The following is a 21945-nucleotide window of genomic DNA, read 5'->3' on the forward strand; positions in this document are numbered from 1 at the left end:
AACTCAGGAACAGAGTTCCGGATTCCTTGACTAGGACCTCCATGCGCCGGATCCATACTGGCTATAACTCGTAGTACGTTCAAACTAGGCTGTTATAAAAGGTTTGCATAAAGCCACTTCCACTTAACATCGGCTGACTAAAGGGAGTTAGCAGCATTTTTTTTTCTGCCTAACCAGTGCCCTAATACGCTCCAATTCCAGACCCTAGCCCAGTGTAACTGGCCTTTATGAAAGCTTGCAAGTTGTTGTAAGGGCTCCTCGAGCGAGAGCAAATCCGCCGCCGCTGTTGTGCCCTCACTCAGGAAATCAGCTAATGGACCCCGCAGCCATTCATCCATGGGCAAGGCAAACCCCTGTTTAGGTCGATTGTATACCTCTGGCGGCAATTCTGAGCGAAATGCATCGACAAGTAACGGCTTGATGCCGGGTCCCGCTTTGTACTTTTTGGGACATGTTAAAATGGCTTCCACCAAACAATGATCCAGGAAAGGAACCCGAATTTCAAGACCCACAGCCATACTCATTTGGTCGCTATCCCGGAGAAGCATGGGAATCATGTAGCCGTAGATCTCTGCCCAGGAAATCAGCCCCATAGTGTCTAAATAGGAGGGAGGGGGGGGGATAATGGGAATGCCGCTAGTAAGCCCCATTCGCTGGAGACTGTTTACCGAAGTAAAACGCCGCCGGGCGCTAGTTAAATTAAGCGTAGAAAAGTCAAGTATCCCCCCCAACTTTTGGTTTATGCTACTCGGTAAAGCACTAACTAGTTGACGGCTGATGGATAAGGGAACAACATCGAGCAAACGGAGCCACGGGACGCTACGAAAGCTAGGGTAGCCGCCGAACAGTTCGTCTCCTCCCAGCCCCGATAAGGCAACCTTTAATCCGCAATCCCTTACTGCTTTGGAAACAATATACGTATTGATGGCGTCAACGGAGGGCAAATCAAGGCTAAGTACTGCTTCCTTTACCCAGTTTAAACACGCATCCGGCTGAATTTCCAACTCAGTATGCTCAGAGCCAGCTTTCTTAGCCACCACCCGGGCGATGGAGCGCTCATCAAAAGTTTTCTGCGGAAAGCCAATAGTAAATGTTTGCAGCCTGCGGCCTAAGTGCTTGCCTGCAATGAGGGTTACAATACTGGAGTCAATTCCCCCGCTCAAAAAAGCTCCAACCCCCACATCGGAAATAAGGTGTTCTTCCACTGCAGTAGTCACGAGCTTGTTAACCGAGGCTACCCACTCCTGTCGATTTTTGAGTTTAGTTTTGAATTCAACTTCTTCGGGCCACCAGGTGCCTTTGGTTATACGGTCCTTTGAGCTAATACCTTCGCCTCCTCTTATTTTAATCCAACTACCAGGAGGAACAGATTGAATACCGGCTACGATCTCCCCTGACTCAGGCAGCCGGCCAAAGCTTATGTATTCACTTAATGCAGCATCCGTAAGCTGAGTTTTCTCCGACCCTAGCAGCGCTCGTATCTCAGAAGAAAACTGTATGGAAGTATCCTGGTACCGGTACCATAAAGGCTTAATGCCTAGCCGGTCACGCACTAATAGAACCGAGTCATCTTCGCTGTCATGGAGGGCAAATGCAAACATACCTTTCAGTGCGCTTAATTTAGTCAGTCCTTGTGCGGACATTAACTCAATTAATGTTTCGGTATCTGAATTACCACGCCAACTAATTCCAGGCAGGAACTGGCGTAACTGCAGATGATTATATATTTCGCCATTGAACGTAATAGTGTAGCGTTTTGAAGCATTCACCATTGGCTGTTTTCCTGCCGGGGTGGGCTCTAAAATTGCCAACCTAGTGTGGCCTAAATAGATGCTGTCATTGTTGTTGGTCCATTCACCGCTGCCGTCAGGCCCGCGGTGGTGAAGCAAATCAAGTTGGGGGCGAGCGACTCTATGCTTGCCAAAACACACCTGTCCAATTATTCCACACATTTGTTTATACAGGATAAGAAAAAACTCAAAAAATAATTGGCCAAATCTATATTCAAAGTTACAGGGTTTAAGTAGGGAGCTACAATAATTTATTGCCTGAATATAAATACCCAGTATCAGCGTTCATCTACCTCAAGTAGTTTAAGATACTCGTGAATTATATTATTTAGTTGGAAACGACTACAATTCAAGAAGCCCTGGCGTACTACTTCTGCTCGTTTAGCGGGCTGCTGGAGCAAAAGCAGAGCCTCGGCAAAGGCCTGCGGATTAGTTGGAGCCGCGTGAACAGCCGCTCCCCCACTTACTTCGGGCATGGGTTCAATATCGCTCGCAATTACAGGGGCTCCGCAGGCCTGGGCTTCAATAACCGGCCAGCCAAAGCCTTCCGCGAATGAAGGGAAAATGAATGCTTCACAAGTACTGTAGAGAGCCACTAGCACAGCATGTTCCGGCTTTACGACACAGATAACTCGTTCGTGTAAGCCAAGTGAAGCGATACGAGCCAACAACTCATTGTCGGGCGCCTCGCCAGCAAAGCAAATATTGCCTGCCCAGCGATGATCTAGAGTATGAATCATCTCGAGGAGTAGCGATCGGTTTTTGCGGGGTTCATTCGAGCCGACGTGGAGAATAAAGGGGGTGGAGGTTGTAACGCCGGCTTGGTTTAAAAGAGGGATACATTCTTTTAAGGGCTGTGGCGAAAAATCAGCATTGAAGGCATTGGGTATAACCTGCCAATTAGTTGATTGGTCGTGCTCACGGGGAGCGCCTAAAGCTGCTAATTGGTGAAGCGTAAACTTAGAAACGGCTGCTAGACGCTGGGCCCGGCTCAAATGGTAGAATATCCATTTCTGCAGAAAACTACCAAAAAAAGACGTTGAGACGTGTGTACCTGCATATCCTAAACTGCTACGGATAGCCAAGACATCATGACACGTGATGGTGGTGCGCGCATAGCCTAAATACGGAAGGTATGGCGCGTTGGCGTGGTCACAGATATGAAAGTATACGTCCGCCTTGGCCATTGCCGAGCCCCGTAACCGCCAAGATAAAATCACAGGAAACACAACCCACTTATCAAAGTAGCCTAGCCACTTTCGATACCCGGTAGTCGTAGAAGCTTTTCCGGGTGCAAAAAATGAAATTGGGCGCCATATTTCCGTTGTAATTCCAGCATTGCGAAAACCGACATCGAGCATTTGCGCAAATCGATCCATGCTTTCTAGACCGTCCAGCGGATAATTGCCAACTAGTATTATTTTCATTAAGTTTTATTACTTAGTAGGGGTCGCGCTGGTGTCTGCGGCGATATCCACCTGGGGCTCACTGCGTGCAGAAAATGTGGAAAACTTTAGATCTGTGGGCTGAGCCCCTTGCACCTGTGATATAGTTTGTCGGATATATCTAAGGAAAGCTCCAGATAATAGATCAGTCGTTGAAGCTTCTATATAGACAAGTACGTTCCTTACAGCAAGGTTAGGCTAGATGTAAGGAACGCACAGTTGCCTAACAAGAACTACTTGATTTAGCGAGGCTTGCTTTCCCGTATTTTATTCTATTCCCGCGTAAAAGAAGCCTTTTTAAGAATAGGAACAGCTAAAATACAACTACAATTACGAAAGCCCCTGACAGTAAGTAATTGTCAAAAAAGGAGCTGGCTCACTGACTATCGTACTCATCAACCGATATTTTAGGTGCTATTTCTAAGTTTAATAGCGCTTAGCATTTCCCCCTTTGAAGAACTTGTGAAGCGCCATCAAAATTAGAAATAGCACCAATTTTCGTAAGGGGCAACCTCCTTTTAATTACTTACCTATGAAATAATTCAACCAGTATCCATTTTTGTTGTCCTATTCAAGATGGCCCGCAACTTTCCTTCAAAGACGTATGTCAATTACTGCTCCGCGTTAAGAATTAAGATTTACTTGGTCCTCAACGCGTAACTACAAAGAAACCTGTTACGCTTTCGGGGAAACTTGCCATCATTGGCAAAGTCTATTACTCCGACGTCAAACTGCTGGGTTATATGGAGCGTGGCGTCCCTACTTCCCGGGTCAATTAACAGTACGTGGCGCGCAAAATCAGTCCCGATAGCGGCAAGACCCGGCAAGGATTTTTTATCCTTGCCGGATGGGTATAGCTGTAGTCAAATAAAGCGCAGCCGCCGTGAACAGTGCATTCCTTTTGGTTGATGAATTAAAATGGAGAATTCTAGTGGCCCTAGGTCGCTGGGGAGTTAACCCTATGACTCCTTAGACTGAGCAGATGCCCCAGTTGTTTTGAAGGCTGAATTTACGCTTCTAGTTTTAATTGGTACACAGGGATGACCCCCGCAAACCATCCACGCGGGCATATCTTTGGTTACTACGGCGCGAGCCCCAATGACGCAACCGGCACCAATAGTAACTCCCGGATGAATAAACGCTTCCGCCGCTACCCAGGCGTGGTCGCCAATGTAAATGGGCTTAGTAATCAGCGGAAAGCCGGGATCAGAGTAGTCATGCGTACCAGCTACGAGGTGAGCCCCCTGCGAAATTACGGCTCGATGCCCTACCGTGATTCTTCCCTGGCAGTAAAGAATGGCGCCACTAGCAATGCCGCATTCATCCCCTAAGCTAAGCTGCCAAGGTGCCCAGATCTTTACCCCTGGATACACATGCACACGCCGGCCTACCTCTGCCCCGAAGCACCGGAGTAGGAAGGCGCGCCACCCATGCATTGGCTTTGGAGAAAGCCGAAAGAAGAGCGCATAAACTAGACCCCACAAAACTCGCCCCAAACGATTCCAAAGCGAAAAAGAGGGCCCACTAATCGTATCCGTATTGAATGCCATGACTCTAAGTAAAGTACAATCATTTCAACCTGCATATAAACCCTTAATTATGGCGAGCGTGTAGACAAAGTAGGGCATAGTGACCAAGAGGTGCGGGGGGTTGAATTATTTTCATAATTCAGCTCATAGATTCCAGCTTTTTATAGTATGCACTAAACCGCCGTTAGCCTGTTAGGTATGCGCAGGGAGGCAACCAACAGTCCACCTATTAAGGTGCTAAAACCTAAAGAAGTAGGCTGTGACCATTGACCCTGGGCAATATTTAATAGGCCGAAGCTCAACAACATCCAAGGAAGTAGGTTTCCATGACTCAAGTTCCGATAGCTCGCAAAGGCAATTTTAGTAACTAATCCTAGTCGGAGCAGTACGACTAAGACACCCAATAGGGGGCCTAATTCTCCGACTATTCTTCCCCACTCGTCCTCAGCGATGAGGAAGCTAGTTTTCCCAGTGAGTAGCATGCTCCCCACGTTCGTTCCCATTCCCGATCCGTAACCAAAAAAAGGTAAGTCAGCAGAACCAGTAAGCGATCTGAGCAATCCCCCTAAAAAGCGATCAAGAAATACTCCTTCCAAGCCCCCTTCCGATTCGTTGGCGCTTTCAAAGCGGGACGTAAAGGCTTCTGATGCTGTCCCGAATAAATCCGTTTGACTTAATATAAGCAGTGCGATAAATCCGCCAATAAACGCCATAACTACTTGCCCTATATACTCAGGCTTGCGTGAAGCTGCGACTGCCAGAAAAACAATGGATAAGCCAACCTGGAAAAGCAAGGTCCGGCTAATGGACAAGGGAATGGCAAGCAATAAGGCCACTGTGGCGCCTAATAAGAGTAAGTTGTTTATTGCTTTCCTATCCAGCCAGAAATAAAGAATAAAGGGAGCTAGGTAACTAAAGAAAGCCGCATTGCCATTCGTGAAAGAAAAGGTTCCAGGCGGACGAAAGAAGCCCAAAGCCCCGGAGAAGCCAGCCCCTGCACTGTCGCCTCCCACGCCCCGATTAACCCAAGCGGACTGAGGACTATAAAACTGAATCGCAATCAATACTGCCATCGGAATGGCAATCCACATAGTTGCTCTTCCGATGCGAAGAACATCTTCACGATTGAAGATGCGCCCAATAACAAAAATTAGGGGGAAGTGCACAAGAAGAATACGAGCCCCAAACAAGGCTACCGGTAGGCTGCCATGGCCAACAAACGTAGCAGTAAATACACTAATGAGGGCAATTACTGTCATGCCCGTTAGATACAAATTGGAAGGGAGTAAACCGCGTTTCCACGTAGCTATGATTAACCACAGCGCAATAGGATCTCTAATTATCAGTAACGGTGTCGCTAAGCCAGGGAAAACCCACTTTCGCAGGGCTCCCTCAAAAATCAGCAATAGAAAGTAAATCCAGATTCCTCCTTTAAGTGATTGATAAGATTCTACGTTTTGCTGAGCATAGGTAATATTTTGGTCTTGCGCTAAAGATCCCCGACCAAGCATAGTTACGCCATCTGAAACCATTTCCGAATATTATAAGGGGATGAGTTACCAGGAGGGATAAAAGCTAATTTAAATGCGCTTTGAGACACTTAACTATATGTTGACTATACTTTTCCCAGGTATAGGTTGTAGCGTGATCTTTGGCTAACTGCCCCATTTTATACGCTTCGGAAGGGTTTTCTAGCAGCCAAGCTAGCTTCTCAGCAATGACTTCAGGTGACCTAATCGGAACCAGAAAACCAGTTTGCTTTTCTTTAATTAAATCACTTCCTCCAGTATTGGGTGTAATAATAAGGGGCAACCCCTGACTCATAGCCTCCTGCATGACCAGTGCTCTGCCTTCAATAATGGAGGGCAGACAAAATACATCGCAGGATTTCATGAGCGCTAATACTTGATCATGAGGTCTGCCTTGCTCATAGGCAAAGGTAGGTAGTTCGCTTTTGTAAAAAGCCATAGGGGCTAAGACCGTACCCATAATGACGAGTTCAACATCTGACCGGTTGAGTAACCGAATCGCTGCAAACAAATCACCAAGTCCTTTACGCTGACCCAAAGATCCGACGAATAAAACACGTAATGGATTCGCCGTGCTGTATTCTTTCCGCTGATCTTTCCTAGACCCCGCTTCCGGCGTACCAAAGGGGGCAACAATAATGTGTTTGCTAGCCGTCCAGGAAGGAAGGGAATCCTTTACAAATTGACTAGGAACGATTACAATATCAGCTAACTCTAATTCGCGAGTCTTTCGCTCAAGCTTATCACGGGAATCGGTTATTCCCCCCCCCAAAGTGATGGCCCATTTAGGAAGGCGTATCGCCTCCTCGTTCAGCAGCTTCCGTCCGTATTCCCAATAAGCGATGGGTAAATCATAAATGCACTTTATTCCGAGCTTTTTGGCTTGGGTGAAAGTGGCCAAGGCGCCATCTTCGTAGGCATACACTGCAGTGGTACTCTTTGCCAACGCCGTAAGGCGGTTGGCTACTGCGTTATCTAGGTTTTGATAAACGGCATCTATGCTAGCAAATCCGCTTTCGGGCGTGGTGAAGGCAGGAAGCCCTATCCGGGGTAAGAATAAGCGGGCAATTTCGGGGAAGGGATGAGTACGCAACTGTGACGAAGGAATTGCAAAAGAACGTCGTAACCACTCATGCTGAATGCCTTGTGGGAGAAGTGGAAGTAGGAATGAGGCGCCCTTTGTAGCCACCGTAGTATGAAACTCAGCCAATGCCTCAGCATCCCCAAGCCCCTTTAAGACGGCTCTAACGTTAGCATTACCAGTTGGATGAGATAAAACTACTTTCATAAGTAATGTATGAATTCAAATAAATCAGGGAGACAAGCAGCAGAAAGCTTGGATTCTAATTTCCAGCATTAATGTAATACACTCTAACCCTGTCATTTAATGAGCGTTAAGGTCTTACAAATCATCACGTTTTTTGCAATAGAAGCGAAAAATATCACTGATGTATTAGATTAATCTTTAAAGAAAATGAGACAATTAACTAACGTGTAGTTTTATTACCGGAATAATAAATTGCTTTTGCTTTTGCTTTTGCAGCTGATTTTAAATTATTAAAAAAACCTAAGACGCTTCCCAAACCATGTAAATGAAGCCAAATAAAACATGCCGATAAATCGGATGAGGACAGCCTTCTCAATTCATCAGCTAATTGCAATTTTTCGTCTTTAGTGTAAGAGCTCCATCCCAGACAATCAGCATGTCTACAAGCAAAATTTGTTCTACTCCTTTCTAATTCACGCAAATCCCACCCCCTTTTAGCGTAAGCTGGCCCAAGAACATCATCAAACACCGTATAAAGGCCAACTATCTCGGCAAGCTTACGTCGTTGCCTTGTTTTTCCAGTATCTAACCACACTCTATAGAACGACAGCGTTTCATTCAAATATACGTTCCCATACCCAGCTGCTGCCAAAGAAACCGACAAATGATAATCTTCCGCAAAGTTTGCTTGCGTAGTGATAAAATTAACGTTGGTCAAAGCCTCTCGAGTAAACATAATGATGTTAGCTGCAACTCGATATCCCTTAATGGCTGCTCTAATGGCTTCATCACCTGTCTGGAATCCAGTCGATCTATGCAGATTTCTTATTTGTAGAGGTCTGTCCTTTTGGTCTATCTCTTGTACGTTAGCATGAGCGTAACCTGCCGCTGGGTATTGAACTAGTAAGCCAACTAGTTTTTCTGTATAGTCTGGAGAAAGAAAATCATCTGAATCAAGTCTCACAACAAAATCACCCAATGCTTGACGAAGACACGTATTTGTATTAAAGGTAATTCCCGTATTACTGGGCTGAGAAATTATCTTCAAAATAGGTATCTCAAGAGATAGACGCTGTAAAATTTGAGGAGTATCATCAGTACTACAGTCATCAGCCACTATTATTTCAATAGGGGTAAGAGTTTGTTGAAATGCACTTCTTATTGCTTTTTCAACATACAAAGCTTGGTTATAGGTTGGAATACAAATGGATACCTTCATCTTATTGGTTGCTAGTTTCTATCATGCGCAGGAAGAGTTGGGCTACCGCTGCTGCATCATTGAAGGAATCATCTCTATCTAAGTGAAAGGCGTTGCATTTATCAAATACTCCTCGCTGCAACTCAAAGATTCCTAAGGGTGGTAGTTGTACCGTAAGGTTACGAGGTTGCCAGGGCCCCGAGATACAGATTACAGGAAGTCCATGTTCGCGCATTGCAGCTACTGAACCGCTTTTTTGAACCATAGGTAGGGCAGTAGTGGTAATCCCTACTGAGCAATGCCTTAGTATAACAGATATCTGTTCAGGTGACTGCGTCCCATGCCTTTTAAAAAGTAACCCCGCTGCAACCCATGTACTTTCCCATCTGTCGAGTTCCGGACCGCAATGCCCAACTGCATGCAGCCGTATCTCCTTATTTGAGCTTTTATTAAAAAGAATAACCTCTTTAATAAAATCCTCAACTAGAGAATAGGGATGTATCGTGCCGAAGACAACCAAGTTATAAAATCGATTATCACCTAGATCATCATCGGAAACAACAGGTAATATATGTGATCTATTATACGGAATATTAGAAAACAACGGCAAAAAATACGCCTGAATATTAAGTTTAGCTAATTGCTTTTGATATAGCCATGTCTGGGTGCTTATTATCCTGGGCTTTAATCTAGATACTAGGGCCCTAATAATAAATTGCTGAGCCCATCCCCAAACTATATGCTTTTTGCTAGAATGGGTAGGCATCCCAACCCATAACTCATGAAACATAATATGCCAAGGAATGACTTCACCAAGTTTTCCAAGGCCTTTTGCAATAAAGTAAGGCAGCCCTTTGGGATGAAACGAAAAAAGCACAAACTGAAGGCTAAGGAGATCAGGTCTAAAATCCTTAATAAATATGTGTGCATGCGTATAACGGTCCTTATCGGATAGGGTATCTGGAATGCGTAGTACTGGTACACTTGTAGAGCCCACGTACTGCAAGCTAGTGGCAACAGTGCTTACAGTTTTATCATTAAGCGCAATAATTGTGATCTGATGGGCTCGAAGAATTAATTCGACTGCCAACCTACGAGTATAGTCACCAACTCCATCAAGCCCAGGATCAAGTGAGCCACAAAGAAAAGTTATTCTCATTCTTATTGAAAAAATTGGCAGGCAAGCGATGTGATCACTTACTCAAAGTATCGGAGCTTTAAATTCTTTTAAAACATCTGCTAGGATCAATATTAGCTAGCTTATTTAAAAACCATAAATATTTAAAACAATTTATTTATCATAAATGTGAATGAGGTACTTCTTTTCAAGTTATAATTGTACACACTAAAGTAAAGAGATGATAGTAATACCCTAGCGATTAATTAAATTTTGATAGAGATTATATAGGATATAGTGGTTGACAAGATTTCATTTGCAGACTCATTTTGCCCTAAAATTGTTTATGACTTCATCTACTACGCTATTAATTTGTATTTGATAATTGCTCCATTTCAACTGTTCTATTCTTTTATGCCCATTCAAAGCAATTTTTTCACGCAAGGTATTATCCGTAATAAATAGTTCGACTGCGCTTGAAAGAGACTTTGCATTTAATTCTTTAAGGATAAATGCTTCATCGTTGTGCTTTATACCAGCACCAAAACCAGTATTGCTACAGATTACTGCACATTTGCAACTCATAGCTTCCGCAACTACCAACCCAAAACTTTCATAGATTGACGGAAATATGAATATACTACTACTGCTGTATAGTTCGATTAACTGCTCCTTACTCTCTACAAAAGGGTACAGTTCAATTTGCTGAATTACATCAACCGGAAAATGATCAGAAGCTTTAAAATTGGTACCAGCTCCAATAATTCGCAAAGAGTAGGCAGGATACTTCCTTAAAATAGGTGGAAGACTTTCTTTAATCCATTCGATTCCTTTACGAGCTATCCAAGAGCCACAGTATGTGATTATGGAATTGGTAGAAGGGCTAGTGGGTGTAGAATCAAAAAACACGGTTGGTAAGGCTGGTTCAATCGCGTATACTTTAGCAGGATTAAGCTGCAAGTAGTTAACAGCAAAATCCTTGTCAAACTTAGAAACATTAATAATTGCATCTACGCTACTATAACAATACTTAAAAATTGCAGACTGATCAAAGTGGTACCACTTAGAATTAGTATTTTCCACAATATCCTTCATGTGATAATTCACATGCACCTCCAGCCCGTTCGAGTGAAGGATTATAGGCACCTCAATTTTTAATATTTTTTTTATGTAAAAAACAGCTAGAGCGCTTTCCGCTCCATATACTATGATCAACTCATAATCTTTGATTTTTCTTTTATTGTTTAAAAGCCATTTGGCCATGCCTATACATACTCTATAAATTTTAGCCCTAGATCCCATTATTGTTAGAAAGGCAACCTCCTCAGGTGGAACAATATCTACACGATGACCTAGGTTGGTTAAGCAATTTGCAGTATTTATAATAACATATCCCGAGCCTTGTGACTCGACTACTGGACTATTGCTTAAGACGAGTATGTTCATGTGATTATTGGTTTATAATATGAAGCAACGATTGCTCTCCTACCTGATAGCATATATAGCTCTTATGATAAATCTTCAAGTATAGATAGAAACTTTTGCTTGACTTGTTCCCAAGACATGTCGCTTTCATAATAAGCAAATGACGAATAGCACAACTTTGTATAGTGTTCAGTGTTTGGATGATTATTTATTATAAAGTTAGTAGCGTTTTCTATGAAGCTAGCAACAGGAAAATAATGTCCATTTACGTACTGCTTTATAACAGAAGGTATTCCCCCAATATCCGTTGTTATAGATGGTAAAGCAAATGAACTAGCTTCACTAAATGCGACTGGAGTTAAGTCAATCCGAGATGGCAATAATAGAAACGCGCACTTTTTAAATAAAGTTATTAACTGAGCTTCTCCATATGATGAACTTTTGTCAACAAATCCGAAGGCAATAACGTCCTTATTATTTTTGTGTTGCGCTGGTATATTCGTTCCTACTACGTACAACTGAGCCTTCACTCCTTTTATATTTAGTGAGTTCACAACTGCAACTGCATCATCACCACCTTTCCTACTCCAATCAGCAGCTAAAAACAGTAACTTTATTGTATCGATGTCCCTATCTTTTATAAAGCTTTCAACATCACTTTTTGCAATAAAATACTTAAAGTTAGATGCAAATAATATTTTTCTCAACTTACTCCTATCTGTTTTATAAAATGTAACAGCACTTTCGAGGGCCCAGTCGGAGGAATATATTACTATGTCACTTAAATCAAGGGCCTTTTTCTGAATAGAGTGCGCTGATTTAAGAGAATAATTGGAGAAATTAGAATAGCCAGGATAAAAGTTATGTATGATTGAGAAGTTTGCATCGTTCCAATGAATTACTTTATTTTTGTTAGTTTTCAGTAACGGGACCAAGTAAAAATCAAACGTTATTATTAATTCATAATCGTTTTTTAAAAACAAACTAATAACTTCCTTATTCTCAGCAATAACTTTTTCATCTGCCCATGTGTAATATTTTTTACGTATGACACGATTATAATAAAACCCTCTAAGATAACTTACAGGGCTTCTCTTGAACTTTGGCAGCTTAATATAATCTATCTGTCCATTAAAAATATTATCTAAAAGCAAAGATATGTGATATGGGATTCCTGACCAATTTGCTATATCCTTAGCATGAAATGTGTTTACAACCGCTACTTTCATTTTTCTTCGCTTTTGCTCGCTAGTACCCCTTTTGATTCAATTAAAAAATTTTTATATGCTTTTCTGAGTAACTTAATTGAATAATCTCCCTTCAAAAAACCCTTGCAAATTTCAAAGAGCGTTAATACCTTATTACTAAAACTCTGATTATAATGGAATGAAAACATTAATATTGAGAAAATTTTAGCGCCATCACTTATTTCTTTACTTGTAACAGAAGGGTCATTACTAACACAATGATGAACTATATATGTTGTATTTAAGTGTTTTATTTTAAAACCATTTTTGAATAATTTAATCCCGTATTCCAAATATAATATCCCGAATCTATAGGCTTCACTATAGAAAAATCCTTTATCAAAAACAGCCTTGGGGTATATAGTTGCGCCGCATGAAATACCATAATAGTTATCCATTACCATAGGTGTATATGCATAACCCTTAGGGTGAAGTTGACCTGGTATTGAATGTGGTAACCCTAATATGTTTCCATCCTTATTAACCCTCCATTTCTCGTTGCCTGGAATATCATTATCAATTGGGTAGTATTCACCAATAACCCATATCACATCAGGATCAGAATTTATTGCCAGCAAACACTCTTCAATATGAGATTGCGGAAAAGTATGATCATCGTCCATCGTACGAATATGACTACCCAAACATCTTTTTGCGGCATAATTCCTATTAGAATATAGTCCCTTTTGCGGGCCTGGGTAATATTTGCAATTATACTGTTCAGCTAAGAGTTTGTTAGCTGAAATGGTAGCCTCGGTATTGGAATCATCAGAGATAATAATTTCAAAAGGTTTAGCCGTTTGGCTTGAGAGACTACTCAATGTATTTCGCAGATTCACTGGCCTGTTACAGGTTACAATTGCAATTGAGAGTAAAACATCCATTATAATCAGAATTAATGAAAATTATGATTTCTAAACTTTTGAACTAATAAGTTCGTAAAAAACAGCAGCTCCGAATACACTATTCTATGATTATTTACACACACAATTAATTATGATTTTCCTTTTGTGGTGGTAGCTAGTACTTCTATTACGCCAAATCTTCTTTTCAACGCTTAACTTTTTATCTTCGATGATAAAAGCGACCGATAAATGCTGCAAGTGACATCGAAAAATTAGCATAACGAGTTTTATTTCGACTAAAGACATTTATAGGACTATTCACATATCTCCAGTAACTACGGTCAGCAGCAGAAGGGCCAAATCCTTTTAATGAATTCAGAATAAACCGTTTTCTCCAAGGCTTCATTGATCCAGTAGCATGAGACATTATCCAGCCTCCTGGAGTAAAATCCATGCCATCAGGACCTACCTCACTTATAGGAGCAAAAGTACACATAGCTGCGATGTTAAGCGCATCTTGATCATTTGCTTCGAAATGATACGTTCTATTATGAGTATTATCAAATTGTCTAGGATTAAACTCGAAATGCTCTACCGCTGCATTAATAATCTCACACCATATGTTTATGAAATCTCGGTCTCTTTTTGCAACCCCACAAAATCCAGCATTAAAATAATGTTCAAGGTTTTTGGTAGCCTTCCGATTAACCTTTTCTAATACTTCTACCCATCCTAACCTTATTGGATGTGATGCGGGCATGGGGTCATTAGCTACTTCGTGAACTAAGGCAACACCACAATTCATCCAATTTTCAAAAAAAGACCATTGGCATTTGATAACTATATCCGGATCGAAATAGGCTATTGAGCCAACACCTTGCACAAAAGTTTTTAAAAGCTCATTCATAAAGAATGGCTTATAATTTGTCAAATGAAAATCAGTGTTTACGGGGAGATAATGTAACAAAAGGCCTTCAGCAACTTGCAAAAAACTAGCGCCATCCCAGGAACTAAATGAGTTCTTTTTAAGACCACTCAACCAATCGGGAAGGTCACCACGGTAACCGACGTAAATCGAACCACGGAACCCATTATTATAAAGCGAGTTTACTAATCCAGCGACTCCGTAATGATAATGGCCCTCTACAAGTGTACAAATTATTGATTCCATTCTTTTGCCTATTACAAATTAATATTTTTGCACTACTACCTTAGACCTAATCAACTTCATTAATTGTACAAATGTCTAATTTTTAATAAATTATAAGAAGAATACATGATAGTTTCCACCACCATTATAAATATATTCATAAGTAATATACCACTCAATGAACTAATATCAAAGAGCATAATCCCGCAAATTATTGTGCCTATAGTTATCGGTATAGAAATTAACGGGTTTATGGCCCACCCTCTGCTTGTACATATCGAAAAAGATGCCCCTAAAATCACTCCCAAGCAACCATTAATAACATTGAGTACAACTTCTGTCTCCAAGTTAGCATAGTCTTTTCCCAAAATCCAAAGCACTTCAGCAGGAAAAGCCCAAACAATTAAAACTATGATGGCACCTATAGTAATAAGACCTATTTGTATTTGCAGATAGCGTGTTAACAATAAATGTCCGCTTTTAGGTAGCCTAGCAAATCTCGGCAAAATGAGTGTATTAAATAAAACGCTAATAAGGGTTAAAACCATCGCCAGTCGGCCTAATGCTCCTATTTGTGCTACCGCATTCGATGAGCCAAAAATGGAAATTAGCCAGAGTGTAATTTGGCCGGAAAGACAATAGTAAATGGCTCCTGGCATTATACGTTTTACAAAAACCATGATTTCTTTACCTACGGTAGGATCGGCATGCTGACGCCAGTCGGCATAAGTACTAGAGAACTTGCGCAATTTAGTATTTGCCCAAATTTGGGGTATACTAGAAGCTAGAATTGCCAAATAGGCCCAAGGGAAAGAAAAAATCGTGACTGCTAATAATGTTAAACGTCCAACATTAGCAACAATCTGCGTTTTTTGAAGTGTAGATATATCTTGATGTAACTTAGGGGCCACTTCAAACAATGTTCCTGAAAGCGCCGTAATAAATGCTGGCACAAGCGCGGCAATAATGAGCCCTGACATTAGCCAACTTGAACCATGATGCCGCAGTAGCATTACTAATATTGGTGTTGCAATCAATAAACTGCCAATTGCAAACCTTTTTCTCAAATGAAACCCAGTAGCAAGTACTATCCCTAATTTCTCACGATCTTGCCATACTTTCCCACCTTGAGACATTACACCAGCCGTTATTCCCCCATCAGCCAGCACACACATTGTGCCCAACATGGTATTAGCTAACGTATACAAGGCATATTCTTTTGTAGGCAGTAATCTGATTACCAAAATTCCGCCAATTAAGCCTAACGCTTGAACTAAGGCTTGCGCACTACCCGTAATGGCTACTAGTTTACCCCATTCAAGAACTTTTATATACCTAGGGCTAGTTAATGTACGTTGAACAAATACTTTCATGAAGTATACTACGCTTATTAGAACTGTATTTATGTAGTGCTTTTGCTTGCGCACTGTATCATATCAAACAGAGCAATAAGATACATTTTACTAATTTTTTTTAGCCTATAACTTTTTTGTTCGTCTTTTTATGATCATACCCATACCCATATCCGTACCCATAATTTCCTCCATTTACTTCTTTAGCATCATTCATTATAATTAAAGGATGATTTAACATTCTGTTTTTACTAACATTTTTTAGTATTGCAAGTTGTGCTTTATATGTGTAGTTGTATCGTACCGCGTAAAGTGTAAAGTCTACAAAAGAATTGAGAGTAAAGGCATCGGCCACTTGGCCGACGGGGGGAGTATCCATGATTATATAGTCAAAGCTTTCTTTTAACTCCTGAATTAGATGCGCAAATTTAGGGCTCATCATTAATTCAGCAGGGTTTGGTGGGACTGGTCCAGAAGTTATAACGGACAGAAAAGGGATCTTGTCCGAGGGCCTGATTATATCATTCAGGGCCACCGTATTACTAACCAAGTAATCAGTAATTCCTTGTCCCTCAGCCAAGCCTATGCCGGCCGCTACCCGGGGCTTGCGCAAATCTAGATCGAGTAAAACCACCCGCTTGCCCGCAATGGCCAAACTCGCCCCTAGGTTTATGCTCAAGAATGTTTTTCCTTCCCCACTCATACTGGAGGTCACCAACAGCACTACCGGCTGCTTACCTAGCGCGGCAAAATTCAAATTGGCTCGTACCAGCCGAAACATCTCGGCGATGGGGCTGCGGTTGCCAAGCGTCACCACAACTGTTTCATTCTTATTGTTGCTGTTATGCGCAATCTCGCCGAGGATGGGTGCGGTTACCATGCTGGTTACGTCCTGCTGGGACTGCACCCGGTTATTAAGCAGGCCTAGCACGTAGATGGTCGCCATGGGGACTCCCAATCCTAGCAGCAAAGCCATTAGATAGATAATCTTCCCGTTCGGACTGATAGGGTAATCTCCCCCGACAGCTGGATCAATTACTCGGGCAACGGACTCCGTCGCGGCGAGTGACAAGGCCGTTTCCTCCCGCTTTTGTAGCAGATAAACATAAATGCTCTGCTTGATGGCCTGCTGCCGGTTGATCTCCAGCAAGGCTCGTTCCATAGCGGGCACTTTTCTGATCCGGGACTGGAATTGACCCGAGCTGGCTTTCAGATTGTTGCTAGTGATTTGTAGCCCTCGCTTGATGTTGCGCAGATTTTCCAGAATATTTAACCGGAGATTAGCTAATTGCTCATTCAGGTTCTGTACTAACGGGTTATTGGGTTGAGTCGTGCGCAACATCCGTTCCCGCTCCATTTGCAACTCATTAAACTTACCAATCAGTCCTAATAAAGTCGCGTCCTGGATGCTCAAGGTGCTGGGTACCATGGAGTACTGGCCCGTCGTCTTGCGTAAATATGCCTCGATAGATTCCAGTACATCAATCTGAATAGCCCATTCGGAGAGCTGTCGATTGTAATCACTAGCTAAGGAAGAGTACTCCGTCGCTTGGGTGCTGATATCGGTGAGACCGTTAAGGCTTTTATATTTCTCCACATCCTTCTCTACCCCCGATAGCTCTGTAGTAATATAGCCCAAACGCTCATCTAGGAATTTGAGCGTATTGGTGGCCATGATGTTTTTGTCCTCAATCGCTTCCTTGTTATATACCTCCATTAACTTATTGATGATATTCTGGGCTTTCTCCGGAATCGGATCAACCAAGTTCAGCAGGAGCACGCTCGCTTCCTTCGTGATAGGCTGGATAGAAATAGCTTGATTGTAATGGCTGGCGACCTGCTGAATATCCTGGAAGCGAACGTTAATCTTGGAAAACGAGGGGGAATTTGGGGACGTGGCGACGATGGTAAACGTCCCGTAGGGCTTTTGAATCTGCTGGCCGAAACTGTGGGTCGTAGGAGAGCCAGAGTTATCATCCAATGTAAAGGAGTTGCCCGATTTCAAATGAATGGCAAATGATTTACCGGCGGCCGTTGAATCCAGCGTATTGATTAAAAGCCTGATGGGCAAAGCTTGGCCGTAAATCTCCCGATCTACCACACGACCTTCCACCGTATAGCTGGTAAACAAGCCGAGCTCACGTACCACTCGCTCCATTAAACTCAGGGAACGGAGAACCTCCATTTCATTGTTAATATTGCGAGAGGACTTAAGCGTGCCTAGGTCGCTCAGGGCATCGGCGCTGGATAGCCCTTGTCCGCTTTTGTCATCCTTCACTAGCAAGGTGCTGTACACCCGGTACTGGGGTACGGCGTAGTAGCGTAAATACAAGAAAGCGGTGGCTAGACTTAGCACGGCCCCGAGCAAAAACCAGTACCAGTAGCGTGTATATTGGAAAAGCAGACGTTTAATATCTTTGGCCTCTGGTTGTTCCGCCGCTAAGGGGAAGAGCTCTCGATTATTCATTATTCGGCGTATGATATGAGTTACCGTGCGACAATGCGTTGCATGTCAGGCGCATGATAGAAGGCTTAGCGGAAGAAAACTACCAGCAAGCTTATAATGGAAACACCCGCAGTGATAAGGGGAATGTAAAATGTACTGGAACTTCCCTGCAGTGCTTTCAGCTTAATTGGCTCCACGTAGATCACATCATTCTGTTGCAAATAAAAGTAAGGCGAGTTCAGGATGTCTTTCGACGCCAGGTTCACTCGGGTAGCGGTTCGGACCCCTTCTTTCTCGCGGATAAGCAGAATGTTTTCCCGCTTGCCAAAAGCTGTTAAATCTCCAGCTAGGCCTAAGGCCTCTAAAATATTAATCCGCTCAGTCGGAATAGTAAAAGTTGAGGGACGACTAACTTCACCGACTACCGTTATTTTGAAATTTAGAAACCGGATGGTAACCAGCGGGTTTTTGACGTGATTCTTGATTTCCGCCGTCATTTTGCGGACCGCTTCTTCTTTCGTTAGTCCTGCTAGCTTCACGGTGCCTAACACGGGAAAGTTAATAGTTCCGTCTGCCCCAACTAAATAGCCTTCTGCTCCCCGGTTCACACTGCTAGTACTACCTCCAGCCGACGAAAGCACCCCATTATTGAATAATAGATTAGATTCAGGGTTTAAACTGCTTACCGCAATATTAAGTAGGTCGTCTGGCTGGATAAGCGGGTTAACCTTATTAGTAATGTCCTCGGTGTAAATTCCCTTCTCTTTCAGATCATTGAAATATACTAAATTTCGTGAAGGGGAACAGGAAGTAAGTAAGATAAACCACCCCCATAGACAAATGTGTTTTATATTCATGTTAAAGTAAAAGGACTTGATCAAAAAGCAAATGTAATAGACACCCAGCAGCAGGGTTGGTAAACGTAGTGCAAAAGGTACCCGATAATGAGAGGTGAATTTTATTCACTAACAAATATCCGGCAAAACATGAGATTTTACCTAAGTGAACTGCTCGGGCCCCTACTAATTCTATACCTGATTTTATCCTTGGTCAAGGATGACACCACTTATTAACTAAAATAGTGTTCAATGCGGTTGGCAAGTAAGAAATTTTGTACTTATTTAATAGTGAGGTAGATCACGCATAGCCTAAAACTTAGCAAGGAAACATTAAGTATAGGTGAACTTGTGACAACCTCTATTCCAAGCACCTTTCATTCCCATCAAGACTGCATAGGTTAGATTATGCAGTCGGGCTCTAGCCACCACGTGATGCTAATTAAGTAAGACCTCGAGGTAAAAGCTGTTAGTTTCAAAGGATTGGCTATAAGGGAAATTATTGGCCTTTGCTTAGCATTCACCTTGTTACTAGCGTAGTCTAAACTTCACTATCATCTGACTTAACCTTACTGAAAACGGTACGCTTTAACTTAACTTTTTCAGTTGTAGCTGCCACCAAGCTTTGTCTTAAATCGCTTTTCTTTTTTTCCATCATAAGGCAGACTCAGCACCAACTGAATTAAGCACATCCTTTTGGCTGTCCGCAATTCACTATACCTATCTTCAAAAGGCGTTTTTATGGCCACGCAGAGTTTGCAGGATGGTCAGGCCCACGATGCGCACGTCCAATAAGAGGGAAGAGTTGCGCATGTACCAGATGTCGGCCTGCACGCGCTGCTCCATAGCCTGCAACTCGCGGGTCTCACCACGGTAGCCCTTGATCTGGGCCCAGCCCGTGATGCCGGGCGTGACGGTATGACGCTCCATAAAGTTACTGATGCGCTGGGCGTAGTCGGCCGTGTGCTGGAGCATATGGGGCCTAGGGCCTACTACTGACATATCCCCGCGCAAGACGTTAATGAACTGGGGCAGCTCATCAATGCTGGTTTTGCGGATAAACGCCCCGATGCGGGTGATGCGATTGTCCCCCCGGCTGGCTTGGCGGGCATCAGCGTCCCTGTTCAGGCGCATGCTACGGAACTTGAGGCAGTAGAAGGGCTTGCCATCCTTGCCCGTACGCAGCTGCTTGAAGAAGACCGGCCCGCGGCTCTCGAGCTTAAGTAACAAGCCCAGCACCGGCACCAGCCAACTCAGTAGCAGGACCACCACCAAAAAGGAAAAAACCAAATCAAAGGTGCGCTTAAGTAGGATGTACTGCTGCGCGGTGCTCAACGGACGGGGGGTAAAGAGTCGAATCATACAAACACTTGTTGCAAGAAGAATTGGCAGGAACTTGGGGCGGATAAGCAGAACTAGTAGGAGTATCGAGGTTGTGCAATAAAATTCAATTTGAAAATTAAGGCATACTTCGAAACCTAATCCGAAATTACCCGTAATGGGTCCACCTTGCAACTAAAAGTTCAATTATTTTAACTTAAAGTTATAAAATGCAACTTCCATTAGAATAGTTATATAGTTTAGTTATATAGTGAGCATGCTATCCAAAGCCAAGTGAACTAGAGCGAAGATAAGGATAAGGTCCGATAATGTTTACTTATCGGACCTTATCGTTATCTCCGTTTTGAAGCTGCTCCAGGCAGGTTTTCTTCCTTTAAGGATGGCTCCATGCAAAACAGCTCATCGCGGCCCCTTGTCATTAATTCCACCAGTGTCCCCGCGCAGCTAGCTCCGCCCCCGAGCCCTTACGTCGCGGCGGGGTTCAGGGGCACAGCAAGTATGGCCAAAGCGTACGCCGGGGGTCAGCAACGCTTCGGGGCCGGGGGTGCGGAGCACAAGCTGGAACCCCGGCTGGCCTCGGTCGATGTGTTCCCTGGCATTGGCACCCACTTGGCTGAAACGGGCAAGAAGGTGGCTACCATTCAGCGCCACTGCGCGGCCGTGGCCAAGGCCCACGCCCCGCGCGGGCCTTGGCCACGGCCGCGCAGCGGTTCAGGGTGCTGCTGGAAAGTATTGCCCGCCTCAAAGGCGGTGGTAGAAGCAAGCCCCAGCCTGTACCCTAGTCGCCTGCAAGCGCACGGTGAAAAGCATGGATGCCCAAACCCTTGCGGGTCGGCGGGATCGGGTGATTCGGCTGCGGGGCTTCACCAGCGCCTTTCGCCGCTCGGAGCTGACGGCCTTGAATCTGCCAGGCTTATTTTTCTCCGCGGAAGGCTTGATCGTTAACCTGGCCCGGAGCCAGACTAACCAACACGGCGCGGCCGAGAAGCAGGCTATTTTTACTCTCCCAATTTCCCGCTTTGCCTTATTTGCGCCCTGCAGCCCTGGGTGCAGCGCCTAGCCCGAACCACGGGCCCGTTATTTGTCTCGCTGCGCATAAACAGCCGGCTGACGGCGCGCCGGCTCACGGCCAAGCACCTGAACTTGTTAGTGAAGCGCTATTTGGGCGGGAAGTACTCGGCTCACTCCCTGCGCGCCTCGTTTGTCACGGTGGCCAAGCGGGCGGGCGCGGATAAGGCGGAGGTCATGAATCAGACCAAGCACAAGACCACGGACATGATTCGCTCCTACCCCCGCCTCGATAACGTGCGCCAGCACAATGCCGCCCAAAAACTAGGCCTGCTAATGAGCCCGCCGGGTCAGCCCAGTTGACGCTCCCCGCGAGCGCCCTTGCTGGGTAGTACTTTTCTTTTCGGCCCTAGGCGCTGG

Annotated in this window: 18 protein-coding genes; 3 read left to right on the forward strand and 15 right to left on the reverse strand. The window is 43.7% G+C overall.

Annotated features, from left to right (window positions below; genetic code table 11):
* Positions 1-137 precede the first annotated feature (137 nt).
* The 3 genes from asnB to ACW9KT_RS20135 all read right to left on the reverse strand — a co-directional run bounded on the left by asnB (position 138) and on the right by ACW9KT_RS20135 (position 4428).
* Entirely contained in the window at positions 138-1952 is a 1815-nt protein-coding gene (gene asnB / locus ACW9KT_RS20125) for an asparagine synthase (glutamine-hydrolyzing) (RefSeq protein WP_457083758.1), read from the reverse strand.
* A gap of 116 nt (positions 1953-2068) precedes the next feature.
* The gene (locus ACW9KT_RS20130) at positions 2069-3217 is read right to left on the reverse strand and encodes a glycosyltransferase family 4 protein (protein ID WP_457083760.1); all 1149 of its coding nucleotides are present in this window, start codon (positions 3215-3217) and stop codon (positions 2069-2071) included.
* 977 nt (positions 3218-4194) lie between these two features.
* Positions 4195-4428: a hypothetical protein gene (locus ACW9KT_RS20135; protein WP_457083914.1), complete on the reverse strand. Its 234-nt coding sequence runs from the start codon at positions 4426-4428 to the stop codon at positions 4195-4197.
* Between ACW9KT_RS20135 and ACW9KT_RS20140 the strand changes: the two genes are divergently transcribed.
* Positions 4366-4566: a hypothetical protein gene (locus ACW9KT_RS20140; protein WP_457083916.1), complete on the forward strand. Its 201-nt coding sequence runs from the start codon at positions 4366-4368 to the stop codon at positions 4564-4566. The two genes, ACW9KT_RS20135 and ACW9KT_RS20140, sit on opposite strands and share 63 nt — an antisense overlap.
* A 371-nt stretch (positions 4567-4937) precedes the next feature.
* On the opposite strand, the gene ACW9KT_RS20145 is transcribed toward ACW9KT_RS20140, so the two are convergent.
* From ACW9KT_RS20145 to ACW9KT_RS20200, 12 genes are all read right to left on the reverse strand, one after another.
* Positions 4938-6296, reverse strand: coding sequence for a hypothetical protein (locus ACW9KT_RS20145; protein ID WP_457083762.1), 1359 nt, complete (start codon positions 6294-6296; stop codon positions 4938-4940).
* A gap of 43 nt (positions 6297-6339) precedes the next feature.
* Entirely contained in the window at positions 6340-7581 is a 1242-nt protein-coding gene (locus ACW9KT_RS20150) for a glycosyltransferase family 4 protein (RefSeq protein WP_457083764.1), read from the reverse strand.
* Positions 7582-7780: 199 nt separating this feature from the next.
* A complete protein-coding gene (locus tag ACW9KT_RS20155; protein WP_457083766.1) occupies positions 7781-8779 on the reverse strand; it encodes a glycosyltransferase family 2 protein in 999 nt (332 codons plus the stop codon).
* A 1-nt stretch (position 8780) separates the two neighbouring features.
* On the reverse strand, positions 8781-9917 hold the full coding sequence (locus ACW9KT_RS20160) for a hypothetical protein (protein WP_457083768.1): 1137 nt from the start codon (positions 9915-9917) through the stop codon (positions 8781-8783).
* 282 nt (positions 9918-10199) lie between these two features.
* Positions 10200-11321 carry a glycosyltransferase family 4 protein gene (locus ACW9KT_RS20165; RefSeq protein WP_457083770.1) on the reverse strand — a complete coding sequence of 374 codons (1122 nt, stop codon included), beginning with the start codon at positions 11319-11321 and terminating at the stop codon, positions 10200-10202.
* A 62-nt stretch (positions 11322-11383) separates the two neighbouring features.
* Positions 11384-12529 carry a glycosyltransferase family 4 protein gene (locus ACW9KT_RS20170; RefSeq protein WP_457083772.1) on the reverse strand — a complete coding sequence of 382 codons (1146 nt, stop codon included), beginning with the start codon at positions 12527-12529 and terminating at the stop codon, positions 11384-11386.
* Positions 12526-13431 carry a glycosyltransferase family 2 protein gene (locus ACW9KT_RS20175; protein ID WP_457083773.1) on the reverse strand — a complete coding sequence of 302 codons (906 nt, stop codon included), beginning with the start codon at positions 13429-13431 and terminating at the stop codon, positions 12526-12528. The genes ACW9KT_RS20170 and ACW9KT_RS20175 overlap by 4 nt, the downstream gene beginning before the upstream one ends.
* Positions 13432-13612: 181 nt before the next feature.
* On the reverse strand, positions 13613-14563 hold the full coding sequence (locus ACW9KT_RS20180; RefSeq protein WP_457083775.1) for a hypothetical protein: 951 nt from the start codon (positions 14561-14563) through the stop codon (positions 13613-13615).
* Between the two features lie 59 nt (positions 14564-14622).
* Positions 14623-15915, reverse strand: a complete 1293-nt coding sequence (locus ACW9KT_RS20185; protein ID WP_457083777.1) for a polysaccharide biosynthesis protein — start codon at positions 15913-15915, stop codon at positions 14623-14625.
* A 100-nt stretch (positions 15916-16015) separates the two neighbouring features.
* Positions 16016-18361 (reverse strand): GumC family protein, encoded by a 2346-nt coding sequence (locus ACW9KT_RS20190; RefSeq protein WP_457083779.1) that lies wholly within the window; start codon positions 18359-18361, stop codon positions 16016-16018.
* A gap of 65 nt (positions 18362-18426) precedes the next feature.
* The gene (locus tag ACW9KT_RS20195; RefSeq protein WP_457083781.1) at positions 18427-19197 is read right to left on the reverse strand and encodes a polysaccharide biosynthesis/export family protein; all 771 of its coding nucleotides are present in this window, start codon (positions 19195-19197) and stop codon (positions 18427-18429) included.
* Positions 19198-19902: 705 nt separating this feature from the next.
* Positions 19903-20538, reverse strand: a complete 636-nt coding sequence (locus tag ACW9KT_RS20200) for a sugar transferase (protein ID WP_457083783.1) — start codon at positions 20536-20538, stop codon at positions 19903-19905.
* Between the two features lie 778 nt (positions 20539-21316).
* Between ACW9KT_RS20200 and ACW9KT_RS20205 the strand changes: the two genes are divergently transcribed.
* Positions 21317-21577: a hypothetical protein gene (locus ACW9KT_RS20205; RefSeq protein ID WP_457083785.1), complete on the forward strand. Its 261-nt coding sequence runs from the start codon at positions 21317-21319 to the stop codon at positions 21575-21577.
* A complete protein-coding gene (locus ACW9KT_RS20210) occupies positions 21565-21888 on the forward strand; it encodes a hypothetical protein (protein WP_457083787.1) in 324 nt (107 codons plus the stop codon). The genes ACW9KT_RS20205 and ACW9KT_RS20210 overlap by 13 nt, the downstream gene beginning before the upstream one ends.
* Positions 21889-21945 lie beyond the last annotated feature (57 nt).

Source organism: Hymenobacter sp. HD11105, assembly GCF_054051685.1.